This is a genomic window from Labrys sp. WJW, from assembly GCF_001676615.1.
GTDB classification, from domain to species: Bacteria; Pseudomonadota; Alphaproteobacteria; order Rhizobiales; family Labraceae; genus Labrys; species Labrys sedimenti.
In genome coordinates this window covers 88,361-109,825 of record NZ_LYXZ01000027.1, presented here as the reverse complement: position 1 = coordinate 109,825, position 21,465 = coordinate 88,361, and the positions used below count along the sequence as shown (strand labels likewise).

Annotated in this window: 21 protein-coding genes; 12 read left to right on the top strand and 9 right to left on the bottom strand. The window is 60.5% G+C overall.

What is annotated here, in order from left to right; translation table 11 throughout:
* Positions 1-6 precede the first annotated feature (6 nt).
* The 7 genes from BA190_RS17850 to BA190_RS17825 all read left to right on the top strand — a co-directional run bounded on the left by BA190_RS17850 (position 7) and on the right by BA190_RS17825 (position 7,067).
* The gene (locus BA190_RS17850; protein WP_068290271.1) at positions 7-702 is read left to right on the top strand and encodes an urease subunit gamma; all 696 of its coding nucleotides are present in this window, start codon (positions 7-9) and stop codon (positions 700-702) included.
* 14 nt (positions 703-716) lie between these two features.
* Positions 717-2,429 carry an urease subunit alpha gene (ureC, locus tag BA190_RS17845; RefSeq protein ID WP_068290269.1) on the top strand — a complete coding sequence of 571 codons (1,713 nt, stop codon included), beginning with the start codon at positions 717-719 and terminating at the stop codon, positions 2,427-2,429.
* Positions 2,430-2,442: 13 nt separating this feature from the next.
* Positions 2,443-3,081 carry an urease accessory protein UreG gene (ureG, locus tag BA190_RS17840; RefSeq protein ID WP_068290267.1) on the top strand — a complete coding sequence of 213 codons (639 nt, stop codon included), beginning with the start codon at positions 2,443-2,445 and terminating at the stop codon, positions 3,079-3,081.
* A complete protein-coding gene (locus BA190_RS17835) occupies positions 3,078-3,953 on the top strand; it encodes an urease accessory protein UreD (protein WP_068290265.1) in 876 nt (291 codons plus the stop codon). The genes ureG and BA190_RS17835 overlap by 4 nt, the downstream gene beginning before the upstream one ends.
* A gap of 41 nt (positions 3,954-3,994) precedes the next feature.
* A complete protein-coding gene (locus BA190_RS17830) occupies positions 3,995-4,597 on the top strand; it encodes a HupE/UreJ family protein (RefSeq protein ID WP_068290263.1) in 603 nt (200 codons plus the stop codon).
* A 212-nt stretch (positions 4,598-4,809) separates the two neighbouring features.
* On the top strand, positions 4,810-5,400 hold the full coding sequence (locus BA190_RS35365; protein ID WP_156771573.1) for a helix-turn-helix domain-containing protein: 591 nt from the start codon (positions 4,810-4,812) through the stop codon (positions 5,398-5,400).
* Between the two features lie 632 nt (positions 5,401-6,032).
* Positions 6,033-7,067: a DUF1254 domain-containing protein gene (locus BA190_RS17825; RefSeq protein ID WP_068290262.1), complete on the top strand. Its 1,035-nt coding sequence runs from the start codon at positions 6,033-6,035 to the stop codon at positions 7,065-7,067.
* Positions 7,068-7,310: 243 nt separating this feature from the next.
* Here BA190_RS17825 and BA190_RS17820 read toward each other — a convergent pair whose 3' ends face one another.
* Entirely contained in the window at positions 7,311-8,138 is an 828-nt protein-coding gene (locus tag BA190_RS17820; protein WP_156771572.1) for a phosphatase PAP2 family protein, read from the bottom strand.
* 47 nt (positions 8,139-8,185) lie between these two features.
* Positions 8,186-8,968 (bottom strand): hypothetical protein, encoded by a 783-nt coding sequence (locus BA190_RS17815; RefSeq protein ID WP_082979832.1) that lies wholly within the window; start codon positions 8,966-8,968, stop codon positions 8,186-8,188.
* 69 nt (positions 8,969-9,037) lie between these two features.
* On the opposite strand from BA190_RS17815, the gene BA190_RS17810 reads away from it, so the two are divergent.
* The gene (locus BA190_RS17810) at positions 9,038-10,336 is read left to right on the top strand and encodes an AraC family transcriptional regulator (RefSeq protein ID WP_245314798.1); all 1,299 of its coding nucleotides are present in this window, start codon (positions 9,038-9,040) and stop codon (positions 10,334-10,336) included.
* Positions 10,337-10,552: 216 nt separating this feature from the next.
* Here the strand turns inward: BA190_RS17810 and BA190_RS17805 are convergent, their stop codons facing one another.
* Positions 10,553-11,479, bottom strand: a complete 927-nt coding sequence (locus BA190_RS17805) for a sugar-binding transcriptional regulator (RefSeq protein ID WP_068290258.1) — start codon at positions 11,477-11,479, stop codon at positions 10,553-10,555.
* Between the two features lie 230 nt (positions 11,480-11,709).
* Between BA190_RS17805 and BA190_RS17800 the strand changes: the two genes are divergently transcribed.
* From BA190_RS17800 to BA190_RS37225, 3 genes are read left to right on the top strand one after another with little or no spacing between them, the layout of a single operon-like run.
* Complete coding sequence (locus tag BA190_RS17800) at positions 11,710-12,624, top strand: tagatose-bisphosphate aldolase (RefSeq protein WP_068290256.1); 915 nt, start codon at positions 11,710-11,712, stop codon at positions 12,622-12,624.
* A gap of 14 nt (positions 12,625-12,638) precedes the next feature.
* Complete coding sequence (locus tag BA190_RS37230; RefSeq protein ID WP_371260338.1) at positions 12,639-13,526, top strand: ROK family protein; 888 nt, start codon at positions 12,639-12,641, stop codon at positions 13,524-13,526.
* Positions 13,523-14,053, top strand: a complete 531-nt coding sequence (locus tag BA190_RS37225) for an AAA family ATPase (RefSeq protein ID WP_371260337.1) — start codon at positions 13,523-13,525, stop codon at positions 14,051-14,053. The genes BA190_RS37230 and BA190_RS37225 overlap by 4 nt, the downstream gene beginning before the upstream one ends.
* A 4-nt stretch (positions 14,054-14,057) precedes the next feature.
* On the opposite strand, the gene BA190_RS17790 is transcribed toward BA190_RS37225, so the two are convergent.
* The 5 genes from BA190_RS17790 to BA190_RS17770 all read right to left on the bottom strand — a co-directional run bounded on the left by BA190_RS17790 (position 14,058) and on the right by BA190_RS17770 (position 19,105).
* Positions 14,058-14,831, bottom strand: coding sequence for an SDR family NAD(P)-dependent oxidoreductase (locus BA190_RS17790; protein WP_068290254.1), 774 nt, complete (start codon positions 14,829-14,831; stop codon positions 14,058-14,060).
* Positions 14,832-14,868: 37 nt separating this feature from the next.
* Positions 14,869-15,972 (bottom strand): ABC transporter ATP-binding protein, encoded by a 1,104-nt coding sequence (locus BA190_RS17785; protein ID WP_068290252.1) that lies wholly within the window; start codon positions 15,970-15,972, stop codon positions 14,869-14,871.
* Between the two features lie 29 nt (positions 15,973-16,001).
* Entirely contained in the window at positions 16,002-16,826 is an 825-nt protein-coding gene (locus tag BA190_RS17780; protein ID WP_156771571.1) for a carbohydrate ABC transporter permease, read from the bottom strand.
* A 2-nt stretch (positions 16,827-16,828) separates the two neighbouring features.
* The gene (locus BA190_RS17775) at positions 16,829-17,710 is read right to left on the bottom strand and encodes a carbohydrate ABC transporter permease (RefSeq protein ID WP_068290251.1); all 882 of its coding nucleotides are present in this window, start codon (positions 17,708-17,710) and stop codon (positions 16,829-16,831) included.
* An 84-nt stretch (positions 17,711-17,794) separates the two neighbouring features.
* A complete protein-coding gene (locus tag BA190_RS17770) occupies positions 17,795-19,105 on the bottom strand; it encodes a sugar ABC transporter substrate-binding protein (RefSeq protein WP_068290249.1) in 1,311 nt (436 codons plus the stop codon).
* Between the two features lie 739 nt (positions 19,106-19,844).
* Between BA190_RS17770 and BA190_RS17765 the strand changes: the two genes are divergently transcribed.
* The gene (locus tag BA190_RS17765; protein ID WP_068290247.1) at positions 19,845-20,573 is read left to right on the top strand and encodes an SDR family oxidoreductase; all 729 of its coding nucleotides are present in this window, start codon (positions 19,845-19,847) and stop codon (positions 20,571-20,573) included.
* 271 nt (positions 20,574-20,844) lie between these two features.
* Here the strand turns inward: BA190_RS17765 and BA190_RS17760 are convergent, their stop codons facing one another.
* Positions 20,845-21,435, bottom strand: coding sequence for an amino acid synthesis family protein (locus BA190_RS17760; RefSeq protein ID WP_068290245.1), 591 nt, complete (start codon positions 21,433-21,435; stop codon positions 20,845-20,847).
* Positions 21,436-21,465: the final 30 nt, after the last annotated feature.

The window sequence follows — 21,465 nt, the reverse complement described above, 5'->3', positions numbered from 1 at the left end:
ACATTCATGCTGCTGACGCCCACTGAATTGGAACGCCTTACCATCTTCACCGCAGCCGAGCTGGCCCGCAAAAGACGCGCGAAGGGCCTGAGGCTCAATTATCCCGAAGCCGTGGCCTTGATTTCCGACGAGATCCTCGAAGGCGCGCGCGAGGGGCGCTCGGTGGCGGAAATGATGGCGCTGGGATCGCAAATTCTTACGCAGGACGACGTCATGCCCGGTGTCGCCGCCATGCTTCCCATGTTGCAGGTGGAGGCAACATTCAAGGACGGCACCAAGCTGGTCACGGTTCACGACCCCCTGCGTCCCGCACCCGACGGCCCTCTCGACGGTTTCGAGCCGGGAGAAATCGTCAGCGAGGAAGGCGAGATCGAGCTCAATGCCGGCAGGGAGAAGCGGGCGCTCCGGGTGATCAATACCGGCGACCGTCCCGTACAGATCGGCTCCCACTACCATTTCTTCGAGGTCAACCGGGCTCTGGAGTTCGATCGCGCCGCCGCCTTTGGCATGCGCCTCGACATCGCGGCCGGCACGGCGGTGCGCTTTGAGCCCGGACAGGAAAGGGAAGTGGAGCTCACCACTTTCGGGGGACAGCAGATGCTTTCGGGGCTGAACGCGTTGTCGGACGGCTTGGCCCGGGATCCCAACGCCAAGGCAGCGGCACTCGAGCGTGCTCGCGCCGCTGGCTTTCGCGGCGCTTGAGAAGGAGACGACAGATGGCCTTCCTCTCCCGCCGCGACTATGCCGCGATGTATGGACCAACCACGGGTGACGGCTTCCGGCTCGGCGACACCTCGCTCATCGCGGTGGTCGAGAAGGACTACGCCACCTATGGCGACGAGTGTCTTCATGGCGGTGGAAAGACACTGCGCGATGGCGCAGGCCTGGCCGCCGGTGTGACCAGCGCCGAGGGGGCGCTGGACTTTCTCTTGTGCAACGTCACCGTGATCGATGCCGTGCTTGGGATCGTCAAGGGCGATCTCGGCATCAAGGAAGGGCGTATCGTCGGCATCGGCAAGGCCGGCAATCCGGCAGTCATGGACAATGTCGATCCTCGCCTGATCGTCTCGGCGGCGACGACCGTGCGGGATTGCGAGGGGCTCATCGCCACCGCCGGAGCCCTGGACGTCCACGTCCATTTCGACAGCGCCCAGCTTTGCGAGCACGCGATCGCCTCCGGCATCACCACCATGCTGGGCGGTTCGCTCGGACCCATCACCGTCGGCATCGATTGCGGCGGCGCCTTCAATGTCGGCAAGATGCTGCAGGCGGCCGAACAATGGCCGATCAATTTCGGTTTTCTCGGGCGAGGCAACTCGCACAAGCCAGCCTCGCTGGTCGAACAGATCGAAACGGGCTGCCTCGGCCTCAAATTGCACGAGGACTGGGGCACGATGCCCGCTTCCATCGACACCTGCCTGTCGGTTGCCGACGATATGGACTTTCCAGTCCAGATTCACACCGACACGCTGAACGAGTCCGGTTTCCTGGAAGATACGCTGGCGGCCATCAAGGAACGCACCATCCACATGTACCACACCGAGGGCGCGGGAGGTGGTCATGCGCCCGACGTCATCCGCGTTGCCGGCGTGCCGTGGTGCCTGCCGTCTTCCACCAATCCTACCAATCCCTATACGGTGAACACCTTCGACGAACATCTCGACATGACGATGGTGTGCCATCACCTCAACCCCTCCATACCCGAGGACGTGGCTTTCGCCGAAAGCCGCATCCGGGCGCAGACCATCGCCGCCGAAGATGTCCTGCACGATATCGGCGCGATCTCGATGCTGGGGTCGGACAGCCAGGGCATGGGCCGCATCAACGAAGTCATCTGCCGGACCTGGCAACTCGCCGACAAGATGAAGAAGCAGCGGGGGCGCCTGCCGGAGGAGAAGACACGTCTCGGCGACAATGAGCGGATCAAGCGCTATGTCGCGAAATACACCATCAACGCCGCCCGCACTTTCGGGATCGCCGATCATGTCGGTTCGCTCGAGGACGGCAAGATCGCCGACATCGTGGTCTGGCGGCCGGCCTTCTTCGGCATCAAGCCGGAGCTGGTCATCAAGGGCGGCTTCATCGCCTGGGGTGCGATGGGGGACAGCGCGGCCTCGCTGATGACTTGCGAACCCCTCCTGTTGCGCCCGCAATGGGGAGCGTTCGGGCGGGCCAGGCAGGCGCTCTCTGCTTGTTTCGTCAATCCGGCCGCCATCGATCGCGGATTGGCCGACACGCTCGACCTGAAGAAGCCGTTATTGCCCTCCCGCGGATCGCGGACCTTGTCCAAGAAGGACATGCTGCACAACGACGCCTGTCCCCACATCCGCGTCGATCCCCAGACCTTCGATGTCTTCGTCGATGGTGAGCTTGCCACATGTGAGCCAGCCCACGAGCTGCCGTTGGCGCAGCGCTACATGTTGAGGTGATGTCGTGGACACAATGCGTGAATTGACCGAGCGGGCACCATCCCGCGTGGGCGCGGCCCGTGTCGGCATCGGTGGACCAGTGGGGTCGGGCAAGACGGCGCTGATCGAGCAATTGATCCCGGCTTTCGCGGCACGGGGCGTCTCGCTGGCGGTCGTCACCAACGATCTGGTGACGGCGGAGGACGCCGAGCGGCTGCGGCGTTCCGGCCTGATCGATCCGGCGAGGATTGCGGCAGTCGAGGCTGGCGCCTGTCCCCACACGGTCATTCGAGAGGATCCTACCCTCAACATCGCCGCTGCCGACGAGTTGGAGCTGCGCTTTCCCGATGCCGAACTGATCCTGATCGAGAGCGGCGGCGACAATCTCGCCTCCACCTTCTCGCTGGATCTCGTCGATTGGTGGATGTTCGTCATCGATGTCGCCGGAGGGGACGACATTCCCCGCAAGAACGGCCCCGGCGTGCTCAAATGCGATCTGCTGGTGATCAACAAGGCCGATCTGGCGCCCTATGTCGGCGTCGATCTCGATCGCATGACGGGCGAGGCCGGCGCTGCCCGCCGGGGGCGTCCGCTGGTGCTGACCAATTGCCGCAAGGCCGAGGGCATCGGCGCAATCGTGGACCGCATCCTGGCCGATGTGTTGTTCCGATGACGCAGCATTGGCAGCCACCATCGCTGCATGGCGATCCGGCCGTGCACCTCCTGGCCGAGCATCGGGGCCGTTTCGAATTGGACTTCATCCGGCACGGCGCGAGAACGACGCTCGCACGCCAGTTCGTCTCCTACCCGTTTCATTTGACGCGGCCCTTCCGGCTGGATCCCGCCATTCCCTCCCTGCTCACGCTCTATCAGCAATCGTCGTCCGGAGGTCTCTATCGGGGGGAACGGCTCTCATGCCGATTTCAAGTCGGGGCGGGTGCTGCCGCTCACATAACCACCCAAGCCGCCACGATCGTTCATGACTGCCAGGGCAGGCCCGCTCATCAGGGGGCTGTCATCCAGGTCGAGGCCGGCGCTTTTCTGGCCTATGCGCCCGATCCGCTGGTGCTCTTTCCAGGTGCGTCTTTTGCAGCCAGCCTTGAGGCGAAGCTGGCGGATGACGCGGTCGTGTTCCTTTGCGATGCATTCACCACGCATGATCCTCGGGCGGAAGGGCGTCGCTTCGACCGGCTCAGTTCGGATGTGGTGATCCGCAATTCGAGCGGAAGGCTGGTCGTCCGTGACTGTTTCCAGCTCACCGGCGAGGCACTGTGCGAACGGACTTCGCCGATGGGACGCTGGCAGGTCATGGCGAGCTACCTCGTCCTCGGTCCTCCTTCCCGTCTTCCATCCCTAGCCGAGCTTCAGCGTTCGCATGTCGAGGGCCGTTCGATTCTTGGTGTGAGCGCCCTCCCCAACGCGGCCGGTTGGGGCATCCGCTGTCTTGCCGCAGATGCGATCGCAGCTCGGAAAACCTCCGACCGGCTGTTCTCACTGTGTTGCCAGGCTGCGTTCGGCCATTCCCCCATGCCCCGGAGAAAATGAAGCCTCAGGGGCCGCTGACTGATTTCGAAAGGAGATAGCCCATGAAATCCCGCTGCATCGTTCCATTGCTTGCTGCGATCCTTGTCGGCGCCATGACAGCCGCTGCCAACGCCCATACGGGCATCGGCGATACCAGCGGCCTCGCGCATGGTTTCCTGCACCCTGTCAGTGGACCGGACCATATCCTCGCCATGGTCGCCGTCGGATTGTTTGCCGCTCAACTGGGCGGGCGGGCGATCTGGCTCGTTCCCTTGAGCTTTGTGGCCGTCATGGCATTCGGCGGAGTATTGGGACTGGCCGGCATAACGTTGCCGTTTGTCGAACTGGGCATCGGCCTTTCCGTCCTCGTGCTGGGTGCTGCCGTTGCCTTTCGGCTGCGTGCGGCAGTGCCTGTCGCCATGGGACTCGTCGGCTTTTTTGCGGTCTTCCATGGCTATGCGCATGGCGCCGAGATGCCTGAGAATATCGGCGGCTTCACCTATGGCGTGGGCTTCATGCTCGGAACCGCCATGCTGCATGCCATTGGCGTGGGAGCCGGCCTTGCCGTCGGCAGATCGCAAAACGGCCGCGGAGAACTCTTCGTCCGTTCGGCCGGAGCCCTTATTGCGATCACCGGTGCGGCTTTCCTCGGTGGGCTTGCCTGAAAGGGCCGCGCAGGCATCCTGCTCCAGCGGCAGTGCAAACGTCGTGCGCTCGTGTCGATTATTGCGCAAGGACATAAGCGGGCGTCATCGATGGGGAGCCGGCCGGCGTGGCTACGTCCGCGTTCGAGCCGGCGCCTCCTTCCCGTTGGAGCGCATGCACGGCTCAAGCCAAAACAACGTCATTGAACAATTTGGCCTGTGGGAGAGCTAGGTTGTCGGTAAGGATAAAGAAGGAACGCCTTCCGGTCGCGATCGGTCGAGAGTTACGGGTCTGCCGGGAACGCGAAGGAATCTCCGCTGTCGATCTTGCACGTGCGGCTCAAATTTCCGGCGGCACCCTGTCGAAGATTGAACGAGGCACCATCACCGCATCCCTGACGATCATACAGTCCTTGGCAAGAATTCTTGGCGTTTCATTGTCTACGTTGATAAAAAGGACGGAGAGGCGTCGTAAGATCATCTTTGTCAGGCATGCCGACGTGATAGGATCAGGTGTGTTCCCTGTACAGAAGGGCGTCTACAACTTAGATCTAGGTTCCGTTGATTCTTATAAAGATTTTCTTCAAGCCACACCTTCTTTGATGGTGATTTACGATGAGGACTATTCCAGTCCGTCATCTCAAGGGAAGGGTTATGTTTTAATCTTCATGCTGGAGGGTGAAATGATATATCGCCACGGCTCGGATAATCATAGATTGAAATCAGGAGATAGTCTGTTCTTCGATGCTGAAATTTGGCATGGCCTTGCCAAAACCGTCAAAGCCCCTCTCAAGTTTCTACAAATCAATACATGTTCCAGATAACGAGTATTGTGTAAGGGTTTGTTTCGTTCGAATAGCATTGCCGCCTGTGTCCACTAAGTTATTGCCACACTATGTTGAATTCGCCGTGAAACGGGAAGGGAGGTGTCCGACCGTCGCCAGGAGCGGCCCGTCTCATGCGGCGGCTTTCTCGATTTGCGAATGAGGCATTGATGGATTTGGTGCGAGCCGGCATTGGCTGGCCAGCGCAGCTGGCGGGTCGAGATGGCCCCGTATGTCTCTCTCGGTCATATGGGCATACGCAACCAGTTTGATCGTAAGTCACTTACCGTCCAGGTCTGATCACCTGGGCGGTTTTTGCATTCTGGATACTTTCCTAGTTGCAGCGGGGATGCCTCGATTCGGATAGAGTTGCGAGCCGCCGAGCGGCTGAAATATCGCTGCAATATTTCTCCCGTCGAATCGAGATAGCACGGCCCGGGACTGGTCGCCGGATGGGCAGTTGGCGCGAAATGGCAAGACTGAGGGTCTGCCTTTGCTCGAAAAGGTCCGAACAAGTTCGTCTGCCGATCAGATCGCGATGGGTTGGACAGTGCTTGAGTTGTCCCGTGCCGCACATTGTGGAATCGCCCCACGTCGCTACTCCGCGCGGCCTTGAATGGAGAGGTATGCCTATGTTCCGCTTGGTTGGGATCGGTCTCGCATTTGCTTCAATCGCACTGACCGGTGGAGCATTCGCCCAGGTGCCAGGCAGCGCAATGCCGGTCACCGTCGACAATTTCCTGCGTGCTGAAACCGACCACTACCTCGCGATGAATGCAAAGGTCATAGGCAGACTGGGCAAGTTTCAACACTCCCGAGAGCCCGCGTCGATCGACAATCAAACCGTCATTCGCATGAACCGGGATACGCTCTATTCGTTTGCGGTATTTGATCTCGCCGGCGGCCCGGTAACGCTCTCGCAGCCCGACGCTGGCAAGCGCTATATGTCGATGATGGTCGTTGACCAGGATCACTACCTGCCGATCGTTGCCTACGGCACGAAGCCGGTGACACTGACGCAGAAGTCGGTTGGTACCCGATATGCCTTCGTAGCCGTCCGGACATTGGTCGATCCCAACGACCCGAAGGATCTCGACGAGGTCCACAGGCTCCAGGATGCGATCAAGGTCAGCCAGAAGGAGACAGGCAGGCTCGACCTTCCAAACTGGGACGAAGCCAGTCTCACGGATATCCGTAATGCGCTGCTCGCCTTGGCGAAACATCAGACGTCTTTCCGGGGCGCCTTTGGAGCCCGTGGCCAGGTCGATCCGATCCAGCACTTGATCGGCACAGCCGCCGGATGGGGCGGTATTCCGGACAGGGACGCCATCTATGTGAGCTTCACGCCCGCGAAAAACGATGGCCAGACAGTGCACACCCTCAACGTGCCGGCGCATGTGCCGGTAAAGGATTTCTGGTCTGTCAGCGTTTACAACCCAAAGGGCTTCTTCGAGAAAAACGCCTACAACGCCTATTCGATCAACAGCATCACCGCCAAGAAGAATGCGGATGGCTCGGTGACGATCCAGTTCGGCGGCTGTGACGGCAAGATCCCCAACTGCCTGCCGATCGTCGAGGGTTGGAACTACACCACACGGCTCTATCGTCCGGAGCAATCCATTGTCAGCGGGACGTGGAAGGTTCCGGAAGCAAATCCCTTGAACTGAGCCTCAAGGGAGACGCAGGCTGATTTTGTTGCAGCGGCGACATGAAGTCACGACCAGGCTAGCTGGGGGCAAGCCGCCAAGCTCTCGAATTGTCCCGCAATGACAGTATCGGATCATCGGCCTGCCTCGCCGAGGCCATTATACGATTGGTCTTCCGCTTGCTTGAGCACGCTATTCTTGCGTGCCCATGTTCTCTCTGCGTCGGACGGGCGCGCAGAAGGGGCTCACCCGGCCGGAACTGCCCTATTGTTCGGACAAGGCGGTAGCCTCGGCTGCACAGTCGGTTGTAGGAGCGGCGTGCCTGGCCTTCGCCGCCTCCACTTCCGCTTTGGCCGCCTCGAGGTCGGCAAGGAAGGCTGGATTGGTCTGCAGGCGTGCAACGGTGGCCGCGCCCATGATGCGTCCGGCATCGACATCGCTCTGCCAATGCGCGTTGCAGATCACGCGGCTCTGCCCGAAGGCGATGCCGCGCTTGAACAACTCGTTGGAACGGTCGGGATTGATCTGGGCGAAGATAAGGGCCCAGCCCCAGCCGGCCGCGGTATGGCCTGACGGATAGGAACCGTCCGTCCGTAGAATGGCTTCCTGATCCGCCCTGCATGTCGCCTCGTCGTGGACGACGAAGGGGCGAACCCGATTGTACTTGTTCTTCATGCCATAGGTGGACAGTCCGAGATCGGACAGCACCTTGCGCATCATCGCATAGAGCCGCGGGGTTTGCTTTTCATCGATCTTGATACCCATTGCGCAGGAAAAATTGTCGGCGGCCTGCGGGAAGGTGAGATCGGCGTCGGTATAGGCGAGCTCCCAGCGGGCGGTGCCACGCAGCCGGACCGTCGCTTTGCGCGCCTCTTCGTCCCTGGCCAGCGCCGCCGAATCCTTCTCGGGTGGCGGCCCCAGAAGGACCAGGCTGTCCGGCAGGTCGGATTTCTCCAGATAGCCCGGTGCGATCTTGAAATGTGGATCGGTGACGTCGGGCAGGCCCTCGCTCGGTTGCGCGAGTGCCTGCCCGCTGAGTGCAAGCAGCGCAAGCGCGGAAACATTTGCGGCCCGAACCGCAGTCTCCATCATGGACATTCCCATTCCCTTCAACATCGCTGGAATAATAGACTGAATAGTCAAAATCGATATGTTGCTGCCATGACCGGACCATGCTGCGTCACGTCGTACGAAAAGTCGCCCCTGCGATAGTCGACATGGAGCGCGCGGTAGCCCGCTCTCAACGTCAAGCTTTCGCTCCAGGCGTAGTTGACGCTGCCCAAGGCCTGCCAGGTGAACTTTGAGCCGATATCGAAGCCGCCGATATCACCGGCCACCGTCAGGCTCCATGGGCCGCCGAGCTTGATCCCGAGCCGTGCGCCGGCGATGGGATCCGCCCACATCTTGGAATCGCGATGATCGATGCGAAGATTGGCCAGGCCCGGCAGGACCTCCAGTCTGTTGTTCAGGTTCCAGAACCGCACGCCGCCGCCCACATCCAGCGAAAAGGTGGGGCCCTCATAGACACGATGAAGGATGGAGCCCTGAACCGTCAAACTCTGGGAGCGCAGCTTCACCGAGGAAAAGAAGGGGCCTGGCAGTGTGCTCGCGGAGCTGACCTGGGAAAATTGCCCGTCGACCAGGAAGCTCCAGCGGCCGACACGCATCTCCAGGGAGGCCATCATCGCGCCGTTGAGTTCTTTGAGCACGTCGCGGACGCTCAAGTTGATGGCAGCGGCGGGAAGCGGCGGGAAGGTCGCGCTCTTTCCGTTGATTGCGGTCGCCCAGATATAGCTCGTGATGAAGAAGCTTGGGCCCGACGCGACGAGGGGCTGGTGCGGCGGGGGAGGCTGGGAGAAATCGGAAGCCCAAGCCGGCGTTAGCAATGATGCCGAAATCAACCCGATGGCGAGACTGCGCACTGTTTTCCCTTGGCATTTCACCGTCGCCGGCACGCTCCCGCGAGCAGGGACCGCCGCACGAAGGACAGCATGGCCGACGTTCCGAGAGGCGGATTGCCCGCGCAAGCCGACACCAGCGTCCGGCCGATCGTTTCGGACCGACAGATGGACCTTGTTCAGGCTATTTCGGACATCGGCCGATCGCCGGTCTTGCCATTTCACGCCAATCGCCAAAGCCTCTTGCGATCGGGCGCACGCGCCAGGAATTGCAAAGACGCGTCGAAACGCGCTTGGCTTCTTGGGGGATATTCTTCATTCGAGCCGATGACGAATCTCGCGAAATTCTGTCTAGTAAGAAGTATCAATCTACCATTTTGGCGAGATCCGATGGCGAACATACCTTTGACGCGCTGCCAGTTTCTTCTGCCCTTCATCGGAATTCTTGACGATATTGGTGCACCGACCAGTTCGCTTCTGGAAAAATTCCGGCTGCCGTCGTCTCTGGAAGACAAGAGCGATCTCTATATTCCATTGCTCCCGACACTCCGTTTCGCGGACACCGCCCAAAGAAGCCAAGGTATCGAAGATCTCGGCTTTCTGGCCGCGCAACGGATCAGTTACTCCCACATGAGGGGAAAAACCCGGACCCTGATCGCTCAATCCCCCACGCTGCTCATGGCGCTGCGGCACGCCTGCAGATGGGCGCCGCGAGAGGATACGGTTCTGAGCATGTGGATCGAGTACGATGACGATCACGTGCGGATTTGCAGCAGGCTCGCCAGGACGAATGGATTCCTGCATCTGGAGCACGCGCAGTGGATCCAGAATATCTTCGCCATACATATCGTCCGGCAATTCGCCGGGCCTGACTGGATGCCGGCAACCATCGCCTTTGAAGCGTGCTACACGCCGCGGCCGGCGACACGTGCATTCTGGCCAAACGTGCGCTTCCTGTCAGGCCAGTATGCCGCCTGGGTCAGCGTGCCGATCTCCTATCTCAGTCTTCCCGGTCGTCCGGGCGAATTGGGTCTTCCGCCGGACGATCATGAGGACGGTCCTTCTGCCTATGATATCGTCGAGCTCCTCAAATTGATGTTGCCGGCCTATCTCGACGAGGAAATTCCGGGCCTCGCTGCCGTTGCGGAGATGGCCGGCGTCAGCGCGCGGACCTTTCAACGTAAGCTCTCGCATCTGGGCCTTGCCTATTCGGATATACTCGACACCGTCAGATATGAGAACGCCAGTAAACTTTTGCGCGATACTGAAGCCAAGATCATCGATGTTTCGTTTTCTTCCGGCTATACGGATCCAGCGCACTTCAGCCGGGCCTTCCGACGGATGGCTGGCATTACGCCGCGTCAGTTTCGGAAGCAATCGCGGCTAGGATGATCGCGGTTCCGGACGCTGTGGCGTAAGCCATGGCTGTGGGGCCCCCGCAACCGATTTCCGTCTCCATATAGGAATAGGACCGGAAATCGACCCCCGCGTTCCCTGGACCTGGCGGTGGGAGAAGCGGAGCCGATGGCTCTGACCCATCGTCAAGAAAAAAGAATCCGATCTTCCGCTGCAATGGCATCCTTCACGGTTCGAAGGGTTTCGTCGCCTTCAGGCTTGCAGTTCGCCAAGGATGGCTTCGGCGGTGGCCACATCTGTTACGACTGCATTGATCAGTTTTGCTCTGACCGCGCCGATGATTGCCTTCGCCTTCGCCGGTGATACGGCCACGCCGATGACGAGTGGCACAGCCCGCATTTGAGCCGGCGAAACGGCGATCAGGCTGTTGTTGCCATCCCATGGCAATATGGTGCCGTCTTCGTCGAAATAATGCCGGATGACATCCCCCGCGACATGGGTGAGGGCCCGTTCGCTAGACGTAACGGTGCCGGCATGGATGGGGTCGACGGTATGCGGCAGTCCAACCCCCACCAGCGCAACGTCGATATGGTCCCAAAGGGAAATGAGTTCGTGGACGGCAGGATCGCTTACAAAGGCATCGCGATACTGAGGGGCCGGCAAATAGGGCGCAAAGATGAATTTTGGTTCGCCACCCAGCTGTTCGGCCGCCTGGCGCACGAACTCGTTGATCTGGAAATGTGGTGCCGCTTGCTGGATGCCGCCCGTTGCGGGCACCGTGATCACACCGGGAATACGCGGCAGGCCGGCGCGGATCACGCCGCGCACGGCTCGGCCCCAGCCGATGGCGAGAACGGAGCCATCCTTCAGCCCCGCTTCCTTGAGAAGTGTACCGACCGGCTGGGCAAGTGAATCCAGCAAGCCAATTTCAACGGTATCCACCACGGCGGCCTGCTTTAGGCCGAGAGCGTTTATCAAGTCGCGCCTGATCTCATCTGGCGCAACAAAGTCGCGAATCTCGATGCGCACGATCCCTTCCTCCCGCGCTCTCCGAAGCAAGCGGGAGATGGTGGCGGTCGAGAGTTGCAGGCGCCGTGCGATCTCGACTTGAGAGAGATCCGATTCATAGTGCAGGCGCGCCACCAGATGCAGTGTCTTACGCGTGGCCGACCCATCCATGGAAGCATTCTCAGACAGGTTGCAATTCCTTTCAGAAATATGTTACATGTTGCTTTGTGAAACAAGAGGCATCGCGTTCTTTCAGACAGGACACGAGCCGTGCAGCATATTTGCGTCTTGTTCAACGCAAATCGATCAGAGCCGCAGGCCTCTACGTCGTTGCAAGCGTAAGGGCATGGTCAAACATGTCCGGCGCTCGGCCGTGGGCATAGATATTAGGAGAGGGTCTCATGACCAGGATGACGACGTCGGAGCTTCGCGGTTATCAGCAGATCTGCGCCCCCAATGGGATGATGATGGTTATTGCATGCGACCAGCGTGGCGGTATGCGCTCTTTGCTGGCGAGCGACCCGGTCGAACAGGCCAAGATCAGTGACGCGACGCTTGGCGAAACCAAGTCCGACATCGTCCAGTATCTGGCGAGTGCGGCCTCCTGCGTGCTGCTCGATCCGATCTGTGCCGTGCCCAAGGTGGTGGATGACGGCGTACTTGCCCGCGATGTGGCCCTTCTGATCGGCCTCGATGCGTCCGGGTTCGACAAGACGCCGGAAGGCTATCGCTTGTCGCGCCTGGTTCCGGGGATCGATGCCCGCCATGTGCGCGCGATGGGGGGCACGGGCGGCAAGATCATGGTGTATCTTCGTGCGGATCGGCCCGAGGCCAATATCCATAACATCGACATTCTGCGCCGTTGCATCGAGGACTTCGCCCGTGAAGATCTCCTGTTGGTGGTTGAATTCCTGACCTATGAACTGCCGGGTGAAAGTCGCGAGGACTATGTCGCCAAAGTGCCGGAACTGGTTCTGGAGGGAACCAGGATCTGTCTGGACTGCGGCTCGAAGGTCTTGAAGCTGCCCTATCCGGGCACGGCGGAAGCTTGTGCTGGCGTTACTCGTCTCGCCGGGGCGGTACCGTGGGCAGTCTTGTCGGCGGGTGTCGATCATTCGACCTTCCTTGGTCAAGTCGAGACGGCCATGAGAAACGGAGCTTCGGGGGTCATTGCCGGTCGTGCCCTGTGGAAGGACTGCATCTCGCTCGATCGCAACGAAACGGCCAACCGCCTCTCGACGATTGCGGTCCCGCGCCTGCGCGAAATTCAGGCTGTGGTCGCTCGCCACGCCGGCAAAGCCGCGCAAGCGGCCTGACGAGCCAGTTTGTCATGTATAAGCCCCCTTTGGCGATCGGCATCGATATTGGCGGGACCAATGTGCGGGCTGCTTGCATCGATGCATCCGGGCGGATCCTGGAGCGCCTCGTTGAAAGGACATTGCGAGATCCGGCGGCGCTGACGTCCCGCCTCATTGCCCTGATCAAGGCCCTCGACAGGCCCGGCATTGCAGCGGTTGGCATCGGCGTCCCTGGGCGGGTCGATGCTCGCCGCAATCAGGTGCTCTCGGGCGGATATGTCGACCTGTCTGCCATACAACTTGCCGAAGCGATCGGGCACGAGACCGGCAAAAGCGTCTTCATCGACAATGATTGCAACATGGCGCTTGTCGGCGAGATTGCGGCGGGCGCCGCCCGCGACTGTCGCCACGTGGCAATGCTGACGATTGGCACCGGTATTGGCGGTGCGGTGGTGCTGGACGGGGCCGTGATGCGGGGGCAGCGCAGCGCCGGCCAACTTGGCCATGTGACGGTCGATCTCGGCGGCGCCGTCTGCAATTGTGGCCGGATCGGTTGCGTCGAGACCACCAGTTCCGGCACGGCTCTCGGCCGCCATATCGCCGCCGCCGGACTTGCGGTTGGAACGAGCGCGGACGAGATTCTTGCTCTCGCACGCAGCGGAGACGCAAGGGCAACAAGGGTGGTCAAGGCCTGGGCGGTGCCGCTCAGGGCTGCGATCGACAGCATTGTCGCCAGCGTGGATCCCGAACTCTTCTTGCTCGGCGGCGGGTTGGGCGCAACGGCTTGCGCGGCATTGGAATGGGCCCCGGCCCTGTCGCCATGGTATCAATGCCCGGTCAGGCCTGCCGTTTTGGGCGATGACGCCGGTGTCATTGGTGCAGCGTTGGCTGGAATGAAGGATGATCTGGTTTCGCCATGAAGAAGGCTATCCTTGTCAATGGCGTGCCGGCTACCGGCAAGAGTAGCGTCGCCCGCATTCTTGCCGACGCACGCAGATGGCCAATCCTTGCGCTAGATAGTGTCAAAGAGCCTTTTTTTGACCATCTCGGCGTTGGGAATCGCGAATTCAATCGCAAGTTGGGACGAGCGAGCTACCAGGCGATATGGTCGATCGTGAGGGACGCTCCCGATGGCATGATCTTCATCGTCGATGCCTGGTTCGGCTTTCAGCCACGCGATGTGCTGGAGGTCCATCTTGTTCGCGCAGGGGTCGGCAGCACGGCGGAAGTATGGTGCCATGCACCGCCGGAAGTCCTCGTCGAACGCTATCGCCAGCGGCTCAATATGCGCCATGCGGGGCATCCGGGCGAAGCCTTCCTGCCCGAGCTCGATGCGCTTGCCAGGCGGGCGGAGCCGTTGCGGCGCGGCCCGATCTTCGATGTCGATACCACGCAGCCGCTCGATCACGAACGGCTGCTTGGCTGGATTGACGAAGTAGTCGGGTGAAGCATCACCAGATCGTGTAGCCGCAGTCCACCACGAGCGTCGTTCCCGTGATCGCACTGGAGGCTTCCGAAGCAAGAAACAGGATGGCCGAGGCGATTTCGTCCGGTCTTGCCACGCGCTTCATCGGCGTCATTTCCATCCAGGTCGGAAAGCGCTCGGGGTCGGTGAAGCTGGTATTCGACATCGGCGTGTCGACATAGGTTGGTGCAACGGAATTCACGCGTACGCCCCGCTCAGCCCATTCACCACCAAGGGACTTGGATAGATGATGCACGGCCGCTTTGGCTGCGTTGTAATGGGCTTGACGCTGGGGCTTGTTGGAAATCAGGCCCGACATCGAGCCTAGCGTGACGATCGAGCCAAAGCCCCGCTCGAGCATCGGCTTGGCGAATTCCCGGCATGACCAATAGACGCCATTGAGATCGACGTCGATGATCCGGTTCCAGATCTCGTCCGGAATGGCTTCGCCGGGCGTGTCGGGCCAGGCAATCCCTGCATTCGCGATGAGGATGTCGACCGCGCCATGCTTGGCATTTGCCTCGGCGGCCGCACGGGCGACCTGGTCCGGCTTGGTCACGTCGAGGATCACGCTGTCGATCATGTGACCGGCTGTCGCAAGATGGTCCCGGGCGCTTGCGAGCAATTCCTCATTGTGGTCGGAGATCACCACCTTGGCGCCTGCTTCGAGCAAGGCTTCAGCCGAAGCCAGGCCAATGCCGCGGCCGCCGCCGGTGATGAAAGCCGTCCGGCCCTCGAGCCTGAATTTATCAAGATACATCCGTACATTCCTAACAGGGGCGTGACGACGACCCGCCTCATGCGGCGAGGGGATTTCTTTTCATTGCCGGCAGGGCGGTTCCGTCTTGCCGGAAGAGATGAGCGGCAGCGGGCGGGAAGGCGACTGCGATGCGATCATGCACCTTCGAGCTATCCGCGCCTTCGGCCTGAACGATGAAGAGGCTGTCCGGCGTGACTTGGACATACAGGAATGTCTGGCCGCCGAGGCGCTCGACAACCATCACTTCGCCGGAAAGCTGCCCGTCCGATGCTCTCGTCAGATGCTCGGGCCTGACGCCGAGCGTCAGCCTGTCGCCAACGGCAATCCCGCCGCCGGAGGCCGGCGCCGTCAGGGTCGCACCGCCTGGCAGTTCCACGGTGACGCCGTCTCCCGAGATGCCTCGGGCTGTCGCCTCGATGAAGTTCATGGTGGGCGAGCCAATGAAACCGGCCACGAAGCGGTTGTGCGGATGGTGGTAGAGTTCCAGTGGGGTACCCACCTGCTCGATGACGCCATCGCGCAGCACCACGATCTTGTCGGCCAGCGTCATGGCCTCGACCTGGTCATGCGTCACATAGATCATGGTGACGCCGAGATCCTCGTGCAGGCGTGCCAGTTCGATACGCATCTGCACGCGAAGAGCCGCATCGAGGTTCGAGAGCGGTTCGTCGAACAGGAAGACCCTGGGCTGGCGCACCATGGCGCGGCCGATGGCGACACGTTGGCGCTGACCGCCGGAGAGCTGGCGGGGCTTGCGGTCGAGGAGATGGTCGAGATGCAGGAGGCGGGCCACGGCAAGGACCTTGGCGTCCCGCTCGGCCTTGGCGACGCCGGCCAAGCGTAGCGCAAAGTCCATGTTCTCGCGAACATTCATGTGGGGATAGAGGGCGTAGGTCTGGAAGACCATGGCAAGGCCGCGCTCATCCGGCGGCACGTCGTTGACGCGCGCGCCGTCGATGGACAGGTCGCCGGCGGAGATCTCCTCCAGCCCGGCAATCAGACGGAGCAGGGTTGACTTGCCGCACCCGGACGGCCCGACGAAGACGCAGAATTCCTTGTCGGCGATATGAAGGTCGACGCCCTTGATGACGTCGACGGCGCCGAAGGACTTTCGGATGCCCTTGAGGCTGAGTTCTGCCATGTCGTGTCCTCACAAAGGGAAATAGGGGGTCATTTCACGGCGCCGAAGGTGAGGCCGCGAACAAGCTGGCGCTGCGTCATCCAGCCGAAGATCAGAATTGGCGCCACCGCCAAGGTCGAGGCTGCCGACAGCTTGGCCCAGAACAGGCCTTCAGGGCTGGAGAAGGAGGCGATGAAGGCGGTCAGCGGCCCCGCCTGCGAGGCGGTAAGATTGAGGCTCCAGAACGCCTCGTTCCAGCACAGGATAATCGAGAGAAGAGCGGTTGAAGCAATGCCCGGCAAGGTCAGCGGTAGAAGGAGATGGCGGATTTGCGCGCCGACGCGGGCGCCGTCCATGCGACCGGCCTCGAGGATCTCATGCGGCACGTCCTTGAAGAAGGAATAGAGCATCCACACCACGATGGGCAGGTTCGACAGGGTGAAGAGGATGACGAGGCCTATGCGGGTATCGAGCAGGCCGGTGTCGCGAAAGAGCAGGTACATCGGCACCAGCACGCCGACCGCGGGCATCATTTTCGTCGACAGCATCCAGAGCAGGAGGTCCTTGGTCCGACTGGTTGGAAAGAAGGCGGCGGCATAGGCTGCCGGTACGGCGAGGGCGAGGGAAATTGCCGTGGCCCCCAGCGATTCCAGGATGCTGTTGAGCGCGTAGGAGAAATAATTCGCGCGTGCATTGACCTCGGCGAAATTCTCGAGCGTCGGACGGAAGAACAATTCGGGTGGGCCGACGGCGTCGATCTCCGTCTTGAAGGCCGCCAGCAGCATCCAGAAGATCGGGAAGAACATCACGAGCGCCCCGAGCCAGCCGACGATGCCGGCCAGCACCACCCGCCTTCTTGATCCATGCATTGCCATGCTCAGGTCTCCAGGTTGCGGGCGACGGTGCGCACCAGGAAGGCGGCGACGATGTTGGCCAGTATGATGGCGATGACGCCACCGGCGGAGGCGCCACCCACATCCCATTGCAGCAAGGCCTTGAGATAGATGAAGTAGGTCAGATTGGTGGTCGCATTGCCCGGCCCGCCCGAGGTGGTGACCAGGATTTCGGCGAAGACGGACAGCAGGAAGATCGTCTCGATCATCACCACCACCGAGATCGGCCTCAAAAGATGCGGCAGGACGATGAACCAGAACATCGTGGGGCCCTTGGCCCCGTCCATCCGCGCTGCTTCCATCTGTTCGCGATCGAGCGACTGCATGGCTGTGATGAGGATGAGGGTGGCAAAGGGGATCCACTGCCAGGCCACGATCATGATGACGGACAGCATCGGGACCTGGCTGAACCAGTCCACCACGCCGAGCCCGAGTGATCGCGTGATCCAGGCGAACAACCCGTTGACGGGATGCATCAGCAGGTTTTTCCAGATCAGTGCCGCCACGGTTGGCATGATGAAGAAGGGGGCGATAACCAGGAGGCGGGCGATATTGCGCCCCGGGAACTCGACGTCATAGACGACGGCGAAAAGCACGCCGAAGATCACGGTCAACGCCAGCACCGAGCCGACCAGGATGATCGTGTTGATGATCGAGATCCAAAGCGTCTTGTTCAGCAACAGGAACTTGTAGTTGTTGATACCGGCAAAGCCTGTGATCAGTGGATTTTGCAGGTTGTAGCGCTGGAAGGAAAACCACAGCGTCATCACCAGCGGGACGATCATCCAGAGCAGCAGGACACTGACTGCCGGAGCCAGGAGAGGGCCGGTGCGCACAGCCCGCCGGCTTGTGGATGTCTGGAACATGGGCCCTCGTGGTTTTGGTTGAAGGCATGCCTATAGAAGAGCTCCGGGCGGGGAGAGCGCCCGGAGCCCTGGCAGGACAGGCGGCTATTGGATGTAGCCGGCCTGCTGCATGGTTTGAGTGACCTCGTCCTGTGCTGCACCCAGGGCAGCATCTTCCGTCTGCTGTCCGGCGAGGATGGACGCGATGGCCTGGCCGACCGAGGTGCCGATGGCCTGGAACTCGGGGATCGCAACGAACTGGATTCCCTTGTACGGAACCGGATCCTTGGTGGCATTCGTGGGATCGGCGGTCAGGATCGCCTTGAGGACCATGCCAGCGAAGGGCGCAGCCTTCTTGTACTCCGGATTGTCGTAGGTCGACTGGCGGGTGCCGGGCGGTGCGGCAACCCAGCCGGCGGTCTCGCCGACCCGCTTCACATACTCCTTGGACGTGGCCCACTTCACGAAGGATTTGGCCGTGTCGAGGTTCTTGGTGGAAGAAGGAACGGCCAACGACCAGGCCCAGAACCAGCCATTGCCTTTTGGCGATACGTTGACGGGAGGTTGAGCGAAGGCCAGGACATCTCCGACCTTGGATGTCGCCTTGTTGTAGAGCCGTCCGGCTGCCGACGTCGCATCGACCCAGATCGCGCATTTTCCGCTTGCGAACAGGGCCTGGTTCTCGTTGAAGCCATTGGATGTCGCACCGGGCGGGCCGTCACGCTTGAGGAGATCGACATAGAAGCTGATCGCCTTCTTCCACGGATCGGATGTCAGCTGCGGCTTCCACTCCATGTCGAACCAGCGGCCGCCAAAGGTGTTCACGATCGTCGTGATCAGGCCCATGTTTTCGCCCCAGCCGGGTTTGCCGCGAAGGCAAATGCCGTACTGCTCCTTCGACTTGTCGGTGAGCTTGTCGGCGAACTGCGCGATCTGGTCCCAGGTCGGCTGCTCGGGCATCGTCAGCCCGGCCTTTTCGAACAGGTCCTTGCGGTAGAGGGTGAAAGAACTCTCCGCATAGAAGGGCAGGGCGTAAAGCTTGCCGTCGACCGACAAGCCATTGCGCAACGGCTCGAAGACATCCTTGTAATCGTAGTCGTCGCCAAGATCGTTCAGCGATGCGAGCCAGCCGGCCTTGCCCCAGATCGGCGTCTCATAGGCACCGATGGTAACGATATCGAATTGGCCCGCCTTGGTGGCGATGTCCGTGGTCACGCGCTGGCGCAGCACGTTTTCTTCCAGCACAACCCAGTTGACCTTGTTGCCTGTCGCTTTCTCCCATTCAGACGACAGCTTTTGCATGATGATCATGTCGTCATTGTTGACGGTTGCAACAGTGATGGTTTCAGCCCGCGCGGCAACACCCGCCAGCAAGAGCGCTGTTAGCGACAGGCCGACCTTGGCCAAGAATCTCATGGGTTCCTCCATTGGCGACAATCTGTTTGATTGTTGTTGTCGTGTGGCGCGCGTCGGGCCTCTCGGTCGGCGTCGGTCGCGCCACTACGATCACGTCCGAGCGTGATGGCCCCCCGTTTTGGGACATCACGGCTTGCACTGCGTTCGCGGCTGAGCGGTTGCCGTGAACGCAAGGTGTGTAACATATTTCCGAAATAAATTGCAACGAACAAGATTCATAAGATCGCCTTCGATGGCGTCGGCGTGACAACCTGGCTCTGACCCGCCACCCGCGCTCTCGGAAAAGCCAGCCGAGCGAGCCGATGCTGCCTGTTGGCGCTTGCCCAGCGAGCGGTCGGGGCGGCAACCGCTCTAAATCAACGCTCTAGGCAAACCCGCGCTTCCCCGATGCAGGTGAGTTTCGTAATGTGTTGCTGAAACAAATTTCATGGACTATTTGGACTTTGGAAGGCCTTTTGATCGTCGTCCAAGACCCGTCCCGATGCAGATTGCAGGATCGAATTGATCCGTCATGTAGCTAGGAGCTTCAATTATGAAGGGTTTGGATAAAGAGCACGTTTTCTTTGCCGGCACCGGAATAATCGCAAGGGAGTACAATATAGAGTGAATAAAATCGCTGTACTATTCGACTGAGTGTCGAATGTTTCCCTTCGATCTGATCTTCATGAAGTGATGAATTGCATCGGGTAAATGTCCAACGCTTTTTAAAAATAAACTATCTGCTCTCCAGGAGGTAACATTGTCTATTGAACTGCAAGGAAAAACGGCTGTCGTCACTGGTGCTGCTTCGGGCATTGGACTGGCAACATGCGAAGCTCTGATGAAGGCGGGCGTCACAGTGGTCATGGTCGATCGCAACGCCGCAGCGCTGGATGAGTTGGTGGCAAGTTCGAAGGGAAAGGCCGTTGCTCAGGTAACCGATCTTCTGGATGCCACCAGCTGTGCTGCGATGATTCCGGAAGTCATTGCCAAAGTTGGCAGGATCGACATCCTCTATTGCAATGCAGGTACCTATATCGGTGGCGATCTGGTGGACACTGATGCATTGACCATCGACAGAATGCTCAATCTGAACGTGAATGCAGTGATGAAGAACGTTCACGCTGTCTTGCCGCATATGATCGAGCAGGGCGGTGGCGATATCATCGTGACATCGTCCCTGGCGGGGCACTCCGCGATCAAGCATGAGCCGGTCTATTCGGCCTCCAAATGGGCAGTCACATGCTTTACCCAGACCGTGCGCCGACAGGTCAACAAGCACGGCATTCGGGTATCGCAGGTTTCGCCAGGGCCGGTGATCTCGGCATTGCTGTCGGATTGGGAACCGGATCGGTTGCAGGCCGCAAAAGACGCCGGTGCGTTGATCGAGCCTTCCGAAGTGGCAGAGGCGGTCGTCTATATACTCAGCCGCCCCCGCAACGTCACAATTCATGACATGATAGTGTTGCCGACAAACGTTGATGCCTAGAGCGTTTTGCGATTTGGCGAAATCGCCAAGAATTGCAAAGACGCGTCGAACCAAAGAGCTAGAGCAAAATAGCGTTTCCGGCTAAACGCGCTTTGCTCTAGGTATCCAAGGCTAGATTTGCGGCAGAGCCCTTTCGGTGGGCCGTGCCGGCACGGCCCCGGGCAGATCTCTCAAACCGACGAGCAACCGATTGCTTCGATGGATCTGTGAGCTCGACCGGTGACTTGTTGCCGGATCGAGCCGTGGGCCCGAACTCCGCGACATCGCACCTCTACGACTTCGGTGGCGTGATCCCCATCTCCTCCATGTCCTTGAAGCGGTCTCCGATCCGCGGGTGCATGCGGCCGCTGTCGGCAGCGCCGATCGCAATCAGGATCTCGCCGCGGTCCGGCGCGTCGCTGACCGAGAAATTCAGGGTGATGAAGTGCGAGCGCTGGCCCACAATTGTCTTGTGCGTCATGGGCAGGGACACTTGGGCGCCGGCCGGCCCGCGCGTGTTGGTGAAGCTCAGATAGCTGGTCCCTCCGGCCGCTTCACGGAACACGTTGCCGAAGCGCAGCGTATGGATCAGGGCCGAGCCATGCTCGATCTCACCGGCGAGGCCGACGATGGCCGACTTGCCATAGGCCTCGATCCGGTTTTTGGGGCACAATTCGAGCAGGCGAGGGACCAGCACGCCCGCCAGCTTCGGTGCCACGTCGAGGACCACCGGGCGCAGATCCTCCACGAATCCAAGCCCTTCCCAGGGATTCTTGATGATGGCTGCCACCGCGCTCGCCAATATCGGCCTGGGGCCGGCCTTGCCACCTTCGATGAACACCTCTTCGGCGTGGCGAACGATCTTTCGGATTTCCAGACTCATGATATTCCTTCGTCATTCAGATCCGGCCAG